The sequence below is a fragment of the Sporomusa sphaeroides DSM 2875 genome, assembly GCF_001941975.2.
Classification (GTDB): Bacteria; Bacillota; Negativicutes; order Sporomusales; family Sporomusaceae; genus Sporomusa; species Sporomusa sphaeroides.
This window is the reverse complement of the sequence record NZ_CP146991.1, coordinates 1,996,665-2,010,604: the sequence shown is the minus strand read 5'-3', so window position 1 is coordinate 2,010,604 and position 13,940 is coordinate 1,996,665. Positions and strand designations below refer to the sequence as shown.

At 41.2% G+C, this 13,940-nt stretch carries 23 protein-coding genes; 2 read left to right on the top strand and 21 right to left on the bottom strand.

The annotated features are described in order from the left end of the window. Positions 1–31 precede the first annotated feature (31 nt). The 11 genes from xerD to SPSPH_RS09145 all read right to left on the bottom strand — a co-directional run bounded on the left by xerD (position 32) and on the right by SPSPH_RS09145 (position 6,447). On the bottom strand, positions 32–919 hold the full coding sequence (gene xerD / locus SPSPH_RS09195; protein ID WP_075755315.1) for a site-specific tyrosine recombinase XerD: 888 nt from the start codon (positions 917–919) through the stop codon (positions 32–34). A gap of 146 nt (positions 920–1,065) precedes the next feature. Then, positions 1,066–1,293: a hypothetical protein gene (locus SPSPH_RS09190; protein ID WP_075755313.1), complete on the bottom strand. Its 228-nt coding sequence runs from the start codon at positions 1,291–1,293 to the stop codon at positions 1,066–1,068. Positions 1,294–1,581: 288 nt separating this feature from the next. Next, on the bottom strand, positions 1,582–2,013 hold the full coding sequence (locus SPSPH_RS09185; protein ID WP_075755311.1) for a HEPN domain-containing protein: 432 nt from the start codon (positions 2,011–2,013) through the stop codon (positions 1,582–1,584). Next, on the bottom strand, positions 2,010–2,651 hold the full coding sequence (locus SPSPH_RS09180; protein WP_075755309.1) for a hypothetical protein: 642 nt from the start codon (positions 2,649–2,651) through the stop codon (positions 2,010–2,012). Before SPSPH_RS09180 ends, SPSPH_RS09185 begins: the two co-directional genes overlap by 4 nt. Before the next feature lie 2 nt (positions 2,652–2,653). Beyond that, on the bottom strand, positions 2,654–2,962 hold the full coding sequence (locus SPSPH_RS09175; protein WP_075755307.1) for a hypothetical protein: 309 nt from the start codon (positions 2,960–2,962) through the stop codon (positions 2,654–2,656). Positions 2,963–3,350: 388 nt separating this feature from the next. Beyond that, a complete protein-coding gene (locus SPSPH_RS09170) occupies positions 3,351–4,502 on the bottom strand; it encodes a tyrosine-type recombinase/integrase (RefSeq protein ID WP_075755305.1) in 1,152 nt (383 codons plus the stop codon). A gap of 122 nt (positions 4,503–4,624) precedes the next feature. After that, entirely contained in the window at positions 4,625–4,813 is a 189-nt protein-coding gene (locus SPSPH_RS09165) for a hypothetical protein (protein ID WP_075755303.1), read from the bottom strand. A 117-nt stretch (positions 4,814–4,930) separates the two neighbouring features. Next, positions 4,931–5,482, bottom strand: coding sequence for a hypothetical protein (locus tag SPSPH_RS09160; protein ID WP_075755301.1), 552 nt, complete (start codon positions 5,480–5,482; stop codon positions 4,931–4,933). 39 nt (positions 5,483–5,521) lie between these two features. Then, positions 5,522–5,701, bottom strand: coding sequence for an Arc family DNA-binding protein (locus SPSPH_RS09155; RefSeq protein ID WP_075755299.1), 180 nt, complete (start codon positions 5,699–5,701; stop codon positions 5,522–5,524). 5 nt (positions 5,702–5,706) lie between these two features. After that, positions 5,707–5,895, bottom strand: coding sequence for a hypothetical protein (locus tag SPSPH_RS09150; RefSeq protein WP_075755297.1), 189 nt, complete (start codon positions 5,893–5,895; stop codon positions 5,707–5,709). 126 nt (positions 5,896–6,021) lie between these two features. Then, positions 6,022–6,447, bottom strand: a complete 426-nt coding sequence (locus SPSPH_RS09145) for an HIRAN domain-containing protein (protein ID WP_075755295.1) — start codon at positions 6,445–6,447, stop codon at positions 6,022–6,024. A 144-nt stretch (positions 6,448–6,591) separates the two neighbouring features. On the opposite strand from SPSPH_RS09145, the gene SPSPH_RS09140 reads away from it, so the two are divergent. Both SPSPH_RS09140 and SPSPH_RS09135 read left to right on the top strand, forming a co-directional pair. Then, positions 6,592–6,813: a helix-turn-helix domain-containing protein gene (locus SPSPH_RS09140; RefSeq protein ID WP_075755293.1), complete on the top strand. Its 222-nt coding sequence runs from the start codon at positions 6,592–6,594 to the stop codon at positions 6,811–6,813. Between the two features lie 10 nt (positions 6,814–6,823). Further along, positions 6,824–7,657 (top strand): hypothetical protein, encoded by an 834-nt coding sequence (locus SPSPH_RS09135; protein WP_075755291.1) that lies wholly within the window; start codon positions 6,824–6,826, stop codon positions 7,655–7,657. Positions 7,658–7,858: 201 nt separating this feature from the next. Here SPSPH_RS09135 and SPSPH_RS09130 read toward each other — a convergent pair whose 3' ends face one another. From SPSPH_RS09130 to SPSPH_RS09085, 10 genes are all read right to left on the bottom strand, one after another. Then, a complete protein-coding gene (locus SPSPH_RS09130) occupies positions 7,859–8,164 on the bottom strand; it encodes a helix-turn-helix domain-containing protein (RefSeq protein ID WP_075755289.1) in 306 nt (101 codons plus the stop codon). A 744-nt stretch (positions 8,165–8,908) separates the two neighbouring features. Next, a complete protein-coding gene (locus tag SPSPH_RS09125) occupies positions 8,909–9,169 on the bottom strand; it encodes a phage terminase small subunit-related protein (protein WP_075755287.1) in 261 nt (86 codons plus the stop codon). 106 nt (positions 9,170–9,275) lie between these two features. Then, positions 9,276–10,262, bottom strand: coding sequence for an XkdQ/YqbQ family protein (locus tag SPSPH_RS09120; RefSeq protein ID WP_075755285.1), 987 nt, complete (start codon positions 10,260–10,262; stop codon positions 9,276–9,278). Between the two features lie 7 nt (positions 10,263–10,269). Beyond that, a complete protein-coding gene (locus SPSPH_RS09115; RefSeq protein WP_075755283.1) occupies positions 10,270–10,515 on the bottom strand; it encodes a hypothetical protein in 246 nt (81 codons plus the stop codon). A 105-nt stretch (positions 10,516–10,620) separates the two neighbouring features. Further along, positions 10,621–11,067: a hypothetical protein gene (locus tag SPSPH_RS09110; RefSeq protein ID WP_075755281.1), complete on the bottom strand. Its 447-nt coding sequence runs from the start codon at positions 11,065–11,067 to the stop codon at positions 10,621–10,623. A 259-nt stretch (positions 11,068–11,326) separates the two neighbouring features. Beyond that, a complete protein-coding gene (locus SPSPH_RS09105; protein ID WP_075755277.1) occupies positions 11,327–11,947 on the bottom strand; it encodes a hypothetical protein in 621 nt (206 codons plus the stop codon). An 11-nt stretch (positions 11,948–11,958) separates the two neighbouring features. Then, positions 11,959–12,219, bottom strand: coding sequence for a hypothetical protein (locus SPSPH_RS09100; RefSeq protein ID WP_075755275.1), 261 nt, complete (start codon positions 12,217–12,219; stop codon positions 11,959–11,961). After that, positions 12,212–12,391, bottom strand: coding sequence for a hypothetical protein (locus tag SPSPH_RS09095; protein WP_075755273.1), 180 nt, complete (start codon positions 12,389–12,391; stop codon positions 12,212–12,214). Before SPSPH_RS09095 ends, SPSPH_RS09100 begins: the two co-directional genes overlap by 8 nt. Beyond that, positions 12,384–12,596: a hypothetical protein gene (locus tag SPSPH_RS09090; RefSeq protein WP_075755271.1), complete on the bottom strand. Its 213-nt coding sequence runs from the start codon at positions 12,594–12,596 to the stop codon at positions 12,384–12,386. Before SPSPH_RS09090 ends, SPSPH_RS09095 begins: the two co-directional genes overlap by 8 nt. Before the next feature lie 30 nt (positions 12,597–12,626). Continuing rightward, positions 12,627–13,934 carry a replicative DNA helicase gene (locus SPSPH_RS09085; protein WP_075755256.1) on the bottom strand — a complete coding sequence of 436 codons (1,308 nt, stop codon included), beginning with the start codon at positions 13,932–13,934 and terminating at the stop codon, positions 12,627–12,629. Positions 13,935–13,940: the final 6 nt, after the last annotated feature.

Below are 13,940 nucleotides of genomic sequence, written 5' to 3'. Positions count from 1 at the left end.
ATAGCTCCTCTGTGAAGTAGTGTATATAGTATTATGCACGCGGATGAGTTTTATCATATACTTCTTTTAAACGGTTTTTGGTTACATGCGTATAGATTTGAGTTGTCGAAATATCGGCATGACCAAGCATTTCCTGAACCGAACGCAAATCTGCGCCATTTTCTAACAAATGTGTGGCAAAGGAATGTCTTAAGGTATGGGGAGTGATCTCTTTGGTAATATCTGCTTCTAATGCATATTTCTTGATAATCTTCCAAAAGCCCTGCCTGGTAAGACGATTACCATGATGGTTAACAAATAACGAAGCTTCTTCATAAGTACGCACCAGTTTCGGTCGACCTTTGCCGATGTATTCCTGCACACATCTGGCGGCAATAGAGCCAAGCGGCACAATGCGTTCTTTGGCACCTTTACCATAACACTTAATATAACCCATCTCCAGGTTAACATCAGATATGTTCAGACAGATAAGTTCAGAAACCCGGATACCTGTGGCATACAATAACTCCAGCATGGCTTTGTCCCGCAGACCGGTAGGTTGAAACGCATTAGGTTGTTTTAATAATTCTTCCACTTCAGTAATGCTAAGAATTTTGGGCAGTTTTTTCTCCAACTTGGGTGATTCCAGATTGACAGCAGGATCTTTTTCCAGATGACGCTCTCTGACCAGGTATTGATAAAAAGATTTTATGGCAGCAAGATTACGTGATATCGTGGAAACGGCGCGCCCCTTCATTTGGAGATTATTAAGATAACTTAGGATGGTGTCACGATTCGAATTCCGTAAAAAATCTAATTGACTATTTTGCAAAAACGTGTGAAACTGCCGTAAATCCCGCCCATAGGATTCTAGCGTATTTTGGGCTAACCCTCGCTCAACTGCAAGATAGTTAATAAATTCGTTAACATACGATTCCATTTTATTTTACCACCCTTTTTCCTTCCCAGATTATCGGCTGAATATTCACAGTATCTGGTCTATTTCTTTATTCAACATGAAGTTTACTTTTCCTTTATTTGTCTATCATGTTTTGTAAAGTTTTAGTGTTTTTTAGTGAGAAAATGCTAATCTATGTCATACTGTAAAGAGACAGCCGTCTTTGCTTCAGTCATAACCCGCAGCGGTTTTTCTAACAAGTGCTGGTCCCGTATTTTAAGACCGGGATTACTAAACTCCCAAAGCATGGTCATTAATTTGGGCAGAATGTAGAAGATGATAAGCGTTAATAGGACGATTCTAATATACAGTTTGGACCGCTTGATTACACGCCGCCAAGAAAACATCACTACCATACGCTTGTTCTTCCCTCCCCCGTTAGAAATATGGGCTCTGGCTTAACTTAATATCATATTTTATATTCACTATTTATCTATGCTTTATGGCACTTGATTATGCTAGCTTTATTCACTTTTAGGTACTTTGTTAATTAGCGGTGTATTACAATGATTGTAATATTTATTGTAATACAAAACCTGCAAGGGATTATTCCCAAAATGTCTGATAAACAAACGAAAACCGCACCCTGGAGGATGCGGCTTAAAGCAAAAACTGAAATCGCCTGGTAGCAGTCTGTAGTATTATTATTTGGCTTGGCTCGTTTGTTTGTCTTGTGATAGTTTATGTAATTTACTGATTACTGTCTCACAATAACTTATAGATTTTATGGCCTCTCCCACAAGGTTGGTTGCCGCTCTATTGTTTATATAATACTTATTGTTGTAATCAGCTTTATTTCTTGCAATTCGCAGCCTATTCAAATTTTCTCCAATCTGTTGATATGTCTCATTGGCACTTTTATTAAACTGGCTTTTAACAACTTCGTGAACCTTGGCATCGTCCGGAAGATCAACTCCATTATCTTTCAAGAAATTACGGGCATTGCAAAATGCACTATAGTAAGCTCGACTTATTGCACATCTCATTTTGGCCTCTTGGCATGGATTTTGTCCATTGTTTTTACCGCAAATCTCCTGTGCAAAAGTCAAATAATTACTCCAATCAAAGGTACTCATATGAACACCACATCTAAACAAAGTTTACCTTGGGCTTGGTGTACATTTGCTAACCACCATTGCTGATCAAACTCATATAATTTTTCGATGGCATACTCAGGATTTGTACTTGTAGCTATTGATAAAAATAATTGAGACTCATCTTTTATTTCTGGATCTTTAACAACTTCGAGACCAAGTTTAGCATCGGTGAAATAATCAAATATTTTTGAATGTAGTGTTTCCAATAACGGCAAAAGAAAAGAATTATTTCGAATAAAATCGCAAGCTTCTTTGTCTATATCAAACAAATTAGATAATTGCTCAAAATCACAACAAGCTTGTGCACCTTTTTTTTGTTTTATTGATATAATTTTCATTGGCGTACTCCCACTGAAATCAACAGAAGAATCCGCTTGTAAAAATTCGAGACTCCAATCACTTATAGTCTTATTTACGCGATTCAAAGAATCTCCAAATTTAATAAAATCGGCAACATTTGCTTTGTACATTCTACTAGCTAGTATTTGCCACGCATTTTCGCTTTTCGGTCGCGAGCTCGCTAAAATAGACTGCATTTCTTTTACATCATAATATACAATGTCAGCTCTTCCGTTGTTATCAATATCTATACGCACAGTATTACCATTATATGACATTTTTATTCACCTCTATCAACAGAAGCATCCTCATCACGCTTCTCTACGTTTAGGCCAATAGAAGTATTGAATTTTTCTTGGTACTCCATACCCGCAATTAACAATCTGGCTGTAATTTCTTTTATCATCTTTGGTGCTATAGAAACTCTAGCAACAACATCAACATTGAAATCCTTACACTCATTTATTGGTGTTGCATGCCCAAAGTCAATAACTATTTCGTCTTTGACGATACTATGAATCCTAATAGAATTAGCCTTTTTTGGAGTTTCTATTTCACACGGAACGTTTTCTTTTATAACAACTCCCATAATGCCCCCTGTTCAGTAATCCTTATATATGTTGATGTCTTATTCTATATCTAACTGGAAATACCTTCCAAGATATCCACAAAGTTACCAACATGTTCTATATCAAAATCCATATTATGTAAGAAAAATACTGCATTATGTAATCTTTGTGGATAAAACGCTTTACTTGTCCACAGGTATTTCCTTTTTTTATGTATACTTGTGTGCATTTTTAATATTTGTATCCTCACAATAGACATGTAACAAGTAGATATTCCTATGTATATTATCGCATAGTTTGAGGTTGCAGGTAAATAAGCCAGACCAATTTATTACATTTAGGAAAGGAAGTTTTATGCAAAAACAAAAAACCGCCCACCAGTTTCCCGGCGGACGGCAAAACAACCTTTTATAATCCCGCTAAATAATTGGATACTGCATCTATTACACTTTCAGCATCACCTTCTAAAAGGTGCCCATACTTGTTGTATGTTATCTGAATATTGGTATGCCCTAATACCTCAGACAGTGTTTTGATGTTTACCTTCCGGCTTATCGCTATGGAGGCGAACGTATGCCGTAGTTGGTGAAAGCTCCTATACTCTACACCTGCTGCCTTAGTTGCTCGGCAAAATGCGTTTGTAATCTGTGTACCTTTAACCATTTCGCCTGTTTCAAGCGTGAATACTAGGTTGTTATTGGTGTAGGCAGTTCCTAGCTCTAGCTTATTGGCGGCCTGCCATGCTTTCTGCTTCTTGAGAGCGGCCTTTACCTTATCATTAATTGGAATTGTACGGAATGCTTTTTCCGTCTTTAAGTTCCCTACAATCATTTTTTGCTCTGTGGCTGTGTACTTAGCACCTTGCCGGACATTAATCACACCTTTTTTAGTATCAACGTCCTGCCAGCGCAAGCCTAGCAACTCGCCTTTTCTCATGCCTGTAAAGGCCGCCACATAAATGATATTCTGAAGATACTTTCCGTCACTGGATTTTAATATCTTGCCTAATTCTTCCTCAGTAAAGGGCTTTACTTCGTCCCTGCCTGCAACAGGCTTTTTGGGTATCTTTACCCCTATAGCTGGATTTTTAATAATGATGTCATCTAATACCGCATTGCTCAAGCAATTTCCAATGATAGTTCGCAGTAATTCCAAGCTTTTTCTAGATAGTTTTTCATCCTTGCTGTTAATGAATTGCTGTATTCTTACTCTGTCCAAATCTTTTAACTTTGTCTTGCCAAGCTCAGGAATGATATGTTTATTTATCAGCGACTTATACAATTCATATGAAGTAATCTCAAGTGTCTTTTTCTTGTCAACCTCTAACCAGTTAGAGATTAACTGCCCAAAAGTTCCTTTGCTGGCCGCCATATCAACCCCGGATTCTAACTCCTTCTGCCATGCCTTGCGCTTCTCAGCTATCTCACCTTTGCTCTTGCCATAAATAGCCTTAACCTTGTTCCTGCCGGCCTTATCCTTATAGCCAAACCGCTGGCAAAATAACTGCTTATCTTCCAGCCATTTAATCTCTGTGCCAACCCCTGATTCACGCTTTGCCATTACTCACACCACCCTTCATTATTCGCCTGTTTTAGGCTTGCTATACTTTTTTTATTGAGTAGTGGGCGGGATTGCCCCACCCCTTCTTGTTGTCTCACTATTACTTTTGGTCATTTGCAGTGCTAGGCCACTAAGACCTTAGCTAAACTATCTATTTTGTCAATATAGTGGATACTACAATTGTCTAGTTTTAAAGCGACCTTGCTTACATCATGGAGTTCCTTTATCGACTTTGCCCCATATATGAAAAGGTTTGTTTTTTGTCCATCAGTCTGCATAACAACAACAGTGGTTTTTACATCGTTCATCATAATTATCTCTCCATTCAAAATAATGTGTTGGTATTTGCTTTTTGTTCCCGGTTCATTGTTTTTATAGCAAGTAGGCGGGGCTACCCCGCCCAATCAACTAGACTGATTCTGTCACTGTTAGCCTATCGCACACGCCGCGGTAAGCCCCTGCCTATAAGCTATTATCGCGGGGTCACTACTCTGGTGTATATCCCTTGTGTTAATGCGTAAATAATTCTCAGCCATGAAAGGAACTGCCTGATTATATACATCAATATGCCGATCTAACACATTGCGACCATTTGCATAGATAACAGTAGAGCTCTCAGGGATTTCTTTTACTTCGCCATTGCATTGCTTGCAGATAAACACCAGACGAACCGGACGATTCATAATAATTTCGGGCCAACGCCAAGCCAGCATTAATTTTTCACCGCAATCTGGGCAAATACGGTTTGACATGTACATGCTCATTCCCCCATTATCCGTAGTGTTTTGATAATTTTCCAGATCTTTTGCCAAATTTACTTTGATTTTACCGCGCTTTTGTTCAAACTTATTTACATACCAGGTTAGAACTGCTGCTATTTCCTTGTCTATAGAACGGTTATTATGTTCCGCGATATACAGCAACTTCGCTTTTAAAGAATCGCTAAGTCTTATTCCGACACTTGGTAGGTTTGGCGACATGTTCCTCACTCCTTTAAACAAAGGGTTCTGATATATTCGTTAATCTTTATGGATTTTTATTTCACCATATTTTTGTTCATATTGCATAATGTACCGCTTTACAATCTGCCCAACTTCACTGCTAAGAGTACGGCCATTTTCTCTGGCCAATCGCTGTAGCTTAGATTTCATTGCTTCGCTTTCAAGACGTGCCATAATTCGCGGCATTTTTGAAAACATATATTTTACCGCCCTTTATCTATGAGTATTTGCTGCTTAATTCCTCTAACCAATTCGCTAGCCGCCCAGGTAAGGGTTAATGCTGCCGCCTGAGCCGGTGTCTTAGGATATTGCAATATAGACTGAATGGTGGTCAGCCATTGGCCGGCATCGGTAATATAACGGTTGAGACGTTCCTTCTCAAAGTCTGTCATATTTTGTATCCTCCCATCAGTTTGACTATGTACCCCGCCGCCTGATAGAATGGATTTGACAGCGGGGCTTTTCTGGTTTCTGCTTGTCCCTGGCTGTTTAGTGGTGGTACACTGAGCAGCCTTTTCCTATGCACCTAGTGCATAGCTGATATTTAAGCCGTACCGTTTCACCCCGCCCCCGCCCGTAATATTCTCTACTGCTGCTCCCAGCTTGCCGCCGACCTTATCTATTACCCTTGCCAGTAGTGCAGTGTATTTAGCTTTGATATAGCCTATCTTGTATTCCTTGCTGCCTGCCACAGTAACCACTACGGCCACAGCGTTAGCATCAACCGGGTTATTACTTTCATGTACCAGGTACACCTTGACCAGTTCCCGCTCATACTGTGCCAGCCGCTTTAATGCTTCCTGCCGGTTCCCCACAGTAACGCCAACGGCCTTGGTAAAGAACTTGCTCCTTGCCATGCCCCAGGCTTTTTGAAAAGCTTCCGGGCGGGATATGCCTTTGGCTACCAGGGCATTGCCTATGGTTGTTACTATGGATTTCAACATTTTTCGCACCCTCTCTGTTTATTTTGTAATACTTTAGTTTAATTTATCTAACTATAGTATAACTTATTATGCATAGCATGTCAATACTTTGGTTTGACTTATTAAACTTTTTTTGTTACTATTTAAACAAAGGTAGGTGATAATATGATTAGCTATAAACCATTTCTAAAACTGTTAATAGATAAAGAAATGAAAAAGCAAGATATCATGCAACTGACTGGCATTTCTAAAGCTACTATGGCCAAACTCAATACCAATGACTATGTATCACTTGAAATAATTGATAAGCTCTGCGCTGCCCTCAACTGCCAGCCCGGTGACCTTATAGAGTACATTCCCAACCAAAATGAAGACTTTACAAAGTAAGGAGAACATTATGGACTTAGATTTGCAAAATCTATGTATTAGCAAGCGAATATATGACCGTATAGAGCTCAACAATACCTCTGATAAAGTCACATGTGCTGAAATTCTTCTTATTGGCGGATCAGCTCGAGCTTATTGTAATGAGTGCCGTAATGATAGCGTATTTAAGATAATACCCTACCTGCCAAAAATACCCGGTCCAACAGTTTTAGGGTATGTAGCTGAAGAAGTCGACTTGAGTAAATTCAATTCAATTGTCAGAGATAAATGTATTACCCTGGTTGGCGAATGTGCCGCTAATACAGATCACACCATAGTTTTTAATTTTCACGTTACGTCCACTAGTTTAGTTAAAATTGGTCAATATCCGTCTTACACTGACCTTATGAGGCCAACAACATCAAAATACAAGAAAGTCCTTGATACAGATAAGTTTAAAGAGCTTAATAGAGCTATCGGTCTGGCAAGCTCTGAGATTGGAATAGGCTCTTTCGTATATCTAAGAAGAGTTTTTGAGCATATCTTAGATACTGCCCATAATGAAGCTAAAACGTCTTATGGATGGAATGAAACTGACTATCAAAATAAAAAAGTACATGAAAAAATAGTTTGCTTAAAAGGGTTCTTGCCACAATTCTTAGTTGATAATTGGACATTGTACTCTATTTTAAGTAAAGGCATCCATGAGCTTTCAGAAGAAGAATGTATCAGCTATTTCCCTGTGGTAAAATCCGGTATTGAATTAATTCTTGATGAGTTGCTCTCCAAAGAGGAACAAAAACGAAAGCTAGCTGAAGCTCAAAAAGCAATAAGCCAACTTCATAGTCAGTTAAAATCAAAATAACTGAGACTACACCGGCCCTAGTAGCCGGCTTATTTTTTTGTCTATTGGGCGGGATGATAGCCCCGTCCAATTTAAGGCTTTTTAAGCCACTTTATATAGCCACTAGTACAAACACCCTGCCCACCATGCAAAAACGCCACAGCGAGGCTAAAACCAAATAAAAACATATGTTCTGTATTGCTGTAATTTATATGTAAGTCTCTATTTATTCATAATTTGCCTACTTTTAGCCCATTGCATAATTTCGTCAGCGATGAATCTCTTATGCTGACTGACCGGGAAATATGGTAGACCTTCATTTTTTATCAGCCTATAAACGTGACATTTTGATATACATAGAAATTCTGCGACTTGTTCAATGTTCATGATCGGTGGGAATTGTTTTTGTTCTTGGGCCTTAGGCTGTATCGGTTCCGGTTTTGGTGCTGGCTTGCCGCACTCCGGACAAAATTTTGCCTTGGTCGTTAACTCAGTGCGGCATTCTAGGCAGTAGATTTTTTCTAGCATTGCGACCTCCTATTATACCAGCAAAATTATTTTTCACTGGTACTTATAGTAATGTCCACTTTTTTGTCCACCTTCACATATTGGGTACATTGTGGACATGATAAAATCCCCGTTGGATTCTTCCCTGCTGTTACTTAACTGCTGATACTGAATACCCAAAATGGTTAGTTCTGGTTATTGATTTTGCAGCATTTTGCACACCTTTTGCACTATTTTTAAATAATGCAAGCGGCCTATTCTCGCATACTTTTTGCCGCCAGTGGCATGTCTATATATTCACGAATATTAGGTTTTAATAAGTTCTCAGCATATTGCAAAAACCTAACATTTTCTTACCTTTTGTAAGCATGCCCAACCGTTAATTTTACTAGATTGGCGGCACTTTTTAGCAACGTTAGTACAAGTAATGTAATGACGGTCATTTTATTAGCTCTGAACCGTCTACACCTTGAATACCTTTTTTACTTTTTGTATTCAAAGTCTACAGACTGGATGCATACAAAAATGCATCTTGGGTGCAAAGGGTGCAATGCACATAGTGCAATTTTACGTGCATTATGTGCATCTCGCCCCGCCCGACACCTAGCCAATAATGGTTGGTTTGGGTCCCGTAATTTCGGCATATCGTTTGTTTGTTTCGAATATTACCCCTGTTCTGGTACACCGTTTTAAATATCACGTTACCATTGGCGTACCTTTTGAAAGGGAACGTTACCTATAAGGGTCACCAAAATAGTAACGCAACTAATAACGCAGTTGCCTAAACATAGCTCGCATAGCTTTAATTCTCTCCAAGCGCTGCCGTATTTCTGCTTTAATCGCTTTAATCTCCGGCGGCTCTTCATCCTCTATACGCTGTAGCCAGTGATATTTTGCACTCCACCGTTTTATCAATGACAGGTTTTTGCCTGTTATCCTGGCAACATCTTTGAGCCTTCGGCTATCGCCCAGGCTCTTGAATATCCGGTATGCTTCTAACGTCTGACGGCTTTCTTTTCTGGTCATAACCTGCCATCTGTCACCACCAACCTACATTATTGGGCGGCATCATCTCACTGGCCGCCTGTTCTCTCTGTCTGTCGCATATAGGCTCTTCTGCTTAACCTCCGCTCTAAGCGTTAAACTCACTGCTCCGCAAACTAAGGTTCATCGTGTGCTGCCTATTAGTAAACACATGCTTTGCCCCTTCGACTAGCATATGTTTATTTACTGTGATATCGCCTAATGCAAGCTGTACAGCGATATGCGACCCGGCCCTTACCCTGATATCACCAAAAGCATTATTAATGCTCAGGCTTCGTGTTTTCCGATTATACATTTCCAGTAATGCGTCTGCCATAGCCTGAGGATTGGTTACTCCTTCATCAATCTTTTCGCAGTATTGGAGTACACCCCATTTCTTAATACTTTCCGATGCGGTGAACTCTTCCGGATCTTGAGGAGCAGTAAAAACCTCATGCTTACCGGTGTCCTTATTTTCCCGGTAGAGCTTAACCCGGTTAAAAGTCCTATGATCAATACTAGATACATAATCAAAGTTCTCGCCGGTTTCCGCGTCAATCAGTAAATCAAGTTTCATGCTCTCAATGTTTTTCAAGGTCAATTTACCAAAATCATCATAAAGAACATAAAGCTTTTTCTTGTTTTCTAGCGTTATCCCAATAGCCTCCTGAATAATATCAAAGAGTGTCTGATTGTCCTCAACCCTCTTTTCAATGACATATTCAGTGTCTTCGATTTCTCCAACCTTCAGTAGATGAATGGCAGCTACCTTTTTGATAAGTTCAGAGGCAGTCAGCCGTTCATAGTGCATGGTATGCTTATTCTTAAGGTATCTTAACTGGTCATAGGCGGTAACCTGGATAATGCCGTCCTTATCGCGTTTCTTAGTAAACACATAACCATAGAAAACATCTGTTCCATCTACGGCCATCCTGACAGCGTTTCCCTCGGTAAAGTCAATAGTATTATCCACTAACACATTAAACGTTAGTTTGCCAGGTGCACCTTTACGGGTGGTCTCCCAGGAGATTCCCTCTTCCACAATGGGTTCATATAGCTTGCCACCGTTATTAATCAAAATTTGCACATCATTCATTATCCAATTACCCCCTAATTATTGCTTTGGTCAATTCATCAAGTACCCCAACAAACTCCCTTGTACAAGCGGCCTGCTCCCTATCGTTAAAGGCATCAATAGCGGCCTGTACGGTTTCAACGTCCACACCCTCAATTCTAGTAGCTACACCCATGGCGCGATTCTTCAACCAGCTATGTACTTCTTCAATGTTTCTGGCCTGTTCCAGTAGAGCAATAGCCCTATTAACGAGCTCCTGCTGCTCTTTTGTCATTTTGCTATCCCCTCTCGGTATCCGGGTTATAATCTTCCGGCCAGTACCGGTCACACTTCACCACTATTTCAAGAGTTTCACCATTCATAACCAGCGGGCGGGTTGTTACACCTTGGCGGCTATCCGGCCACTTACAGAGACAACGCCAGCCGCACCGCTGGCATGTCCAGCATAGGCTTTCAGGTATTCGGTTAATTGCATTATCATCAAATTCCACGCTGTTATGCATGTCCAGGCATCCACCCCCGACCGCCGCGATATTGCCATCCAATCAAGCCGCCGCCACCTGTTTATTAATAACGGCCTATCTCGCGGCCTTAATTCAGTATCAATCCACCGGCTAATAAGAATAGTGCTCCTGTACTCTTCTTCAAGCATTACCAGCTTAACGGCCTTGCTCCCTGTCGAATCAGAATAGCTGTAACTATGTCCTATACCACAGGCAAAAGCCGTCTGCCGATATCTTTGCAAAATGTTCTGCTGCTCATTATGGAGTTGTGCCGACAAAGAAGGGTAATTCAGTAACAGGTATTCAGCTTGCTTGGTATGCATTAGCTTTCACTCCTTGGCCTTAGTGGGCGGGATCTACCCAACCCGCCCACAAGTAGGCAATGCCATGTCACGTTGTGCTTTATTAATCTGCTCATTATGCAATTCAACCCGGCCAATACTCAAACATGCTATAAAGCCCTGACAGCCACAATTAGCACACTGTGTAACTGCGCCCTGCCCTGTCCAGTGAAGAATATCCACATGGCTGCTTTTACATTGCAAACAAAGAATAACGCCGCTTGTAAGCATCACATCACCCCTATTCCACTACCCGCATATATCGCGGCCTTTTTTTATGCACTCTATGGACTTCGCCAGTAGTACCATTCTGCATAAACTCCTTGCCGGTGATGTCTACATATTTCCTGTAAACCGTCAGCCCATTATCTTCTGCAAACTTTTCCATAAGCCCCGGCTTACCTTCCAGCCGCCGCATGGCGCTTATCAGGCTTAATTCACCGCAAACGAAATTCATTAGGTCATTATTCATGTAGTCCCAAAGAATACTACCAATTTCACGGCCTATAGGCTTATTTAACCCATGCTCCCGCATTGCTTGCATGGTAAAGTAATAATCTTTGCACTGCCGCTTGCCGCCGTCATAGTCCTTTTTGGGCGGGAAAACCTGCATTAATTCCCGTGGTGTCAGCGTCTGCATTATCGCCTTTATTTGCTCAGTAAATTCAAGCCTTTTCATAAGTCCGCTATAATCTAACCCCGTAATATCTGAGTGAATAAGATATTTAACGCCATGATAGATTACGCTGGATATATAGACTTCGCCTTGCTTGTTTTCTTCTAATAGGCGCATAAGTGCCCTAATATGTAGCCCGGCATAGTCCGGCTTCGCTTTCTTGCGACCTTGCAAAACAGTAAACATGATTCGCCCCCTTACTCCACATCTAAAAGACTGTTGTAAAATCGCGCAGGCTTGACTGTTGTCTTTTTTCGGCTCCTGCTCTTGCTGCCGCCCTTACCTTTGGGATTGCCATAATAGCCAGTCCGAATTTGTTCGTCAAAGGTTTCTTGAAGCTGTTTCCCGGTATCACTGCTTGGCCATATTTCGCAGTCGCAGTCAGGGCAAATATAAAAGTCATTTGGTTTGACTATTGTCATGCTGCCACACAACGGGCAGATTACCTGCTTATTCATGCACTGCCCCCTTTGGTTTTCGTGCCTGTGCCTTTTCATAACGGTTAATACCTTTGCCGCGTTTAATACCCTCAAGCCATATTAAGGGATTAGCCTTCAGCATTTGTAGGACTTCGCTTTCTGTCAAAGCTACAATCTGCCGCGCTAACCGGATAATCACAAAACTATCCAAAGCTACCACCCTGCTTTTCAAAGAATGTGCATTGGGCTATTCCCTGGTAAAATTCAATTAAAAAATGTTCCGCATCGTGCCGGCAGCCGCCGTTTCCATCATTCCAGCGACATTGCTCAACCATACAAACCGCTACAGTTTCGTTCGATTGCTCACGCTTGCTTTTAGCTTGCCTAAAGTCAATAATCTTTGATTTATCAGGCAACCATCCCGCCCCCTTTCTGAAGTTACAGCCCTACCCCGCCGCCTGTACAAATTTTGCATAGTACAAGGCCTTGGCCTTATCATCGGTGAATGTCAGCCTGTCACCAAAGAAATACAAAGGCATGGCTCCTGTTCGAGTATTACGGCCTTTGACAATCTCTAAAACTATATTCCAGGGGTCCTTGCTCCCCAAAAATGTCTTAGTCTCTTCCTCGTTTGGCTTCCTGAGGTTAAGCCATAAGTCTGCTTCATGGCTCATGTAACTAGCCTGTGCCAGTTTACCCGATGCGCTTAATTGTGCCAGCATGATAATTGCCAGCTGCTGCTCTTGCGCTATGGTTTTTAAGCGTCTAGCTGCTCCGGTTAGTAACTGCCAATCATCAGCCTTTGAGTCCAGAAAGTCCATACGGCCTATGTAGTCAACGATTGCCAGCCTGATGTTCTCTTTTGCCTTAAAGCGGCGTATTTCCGATAATACTGTATTAATTCGCAAGTCCGGGATAGTCAAAGTGTGCAGCCCACCAGTGTCAAAGGCATCTAATTTTAGCGGCAATTTATTAAAATCACAGTCTGACAGTTTTCCTGCCCTCAATGCCGTATGGGATAATTCAGCCAATATAGCCGACCACCTGAGAGCCATCTGATCTGCCGACATCTCCGAATTGATATAAAGACCCGGCAACTTCTGAGTTACACAAACATCACGCGCTAGATTAGCCGCAAACGCGGATTTCCCGCCCCCGGTGCTGCCAGATAGTATAATTAAGTCTCCTGATTCAATACCTCCTGTTGCTTTATTCAAGGCGCCAAAACAGGTATAAATACACTTCTTAGCGCGTCCCTCCGGCTCCATCCGTTCTGCAACTACATCTAGGCATATCCTTGACATATCTTTTGGCGATATATAATGCCGACCGGCTGCATTCTCACATTTTGAAAGCGCTATTTCTATTCTGGCCTTAACTTCATCAACGCTAGTGCCGTTCTCTATATCCTGGCGTATGGTGTCAGACAAAGTCATTAAATTCCTTGCCTTGGTAGTCTCTTTCAGTTTGGCAATTGCCACCTTAAAGGCTGTCGGATTGGTAAAAACATCAGTTAGCGTTGTCCAACTAACACCTAGCCGCTTTATCATGTCGCTATGCTCTATGTAAAATGTCTGTGCCGTCACTTCCCGGCCGTCCTGGTACATCTTTGCCATAGCTTCAAAAATGATGTTATTCTCTCGTTGGTAAAAGTCTGCTGCCGTTAACTCGGCTAACGCTTCCCCTAGGTATTCGGGTCCTTCTGTACAAGCACCTAATATGTATCGTTCGTTTTCAGGGTCAAATATTAACAAGGCTTG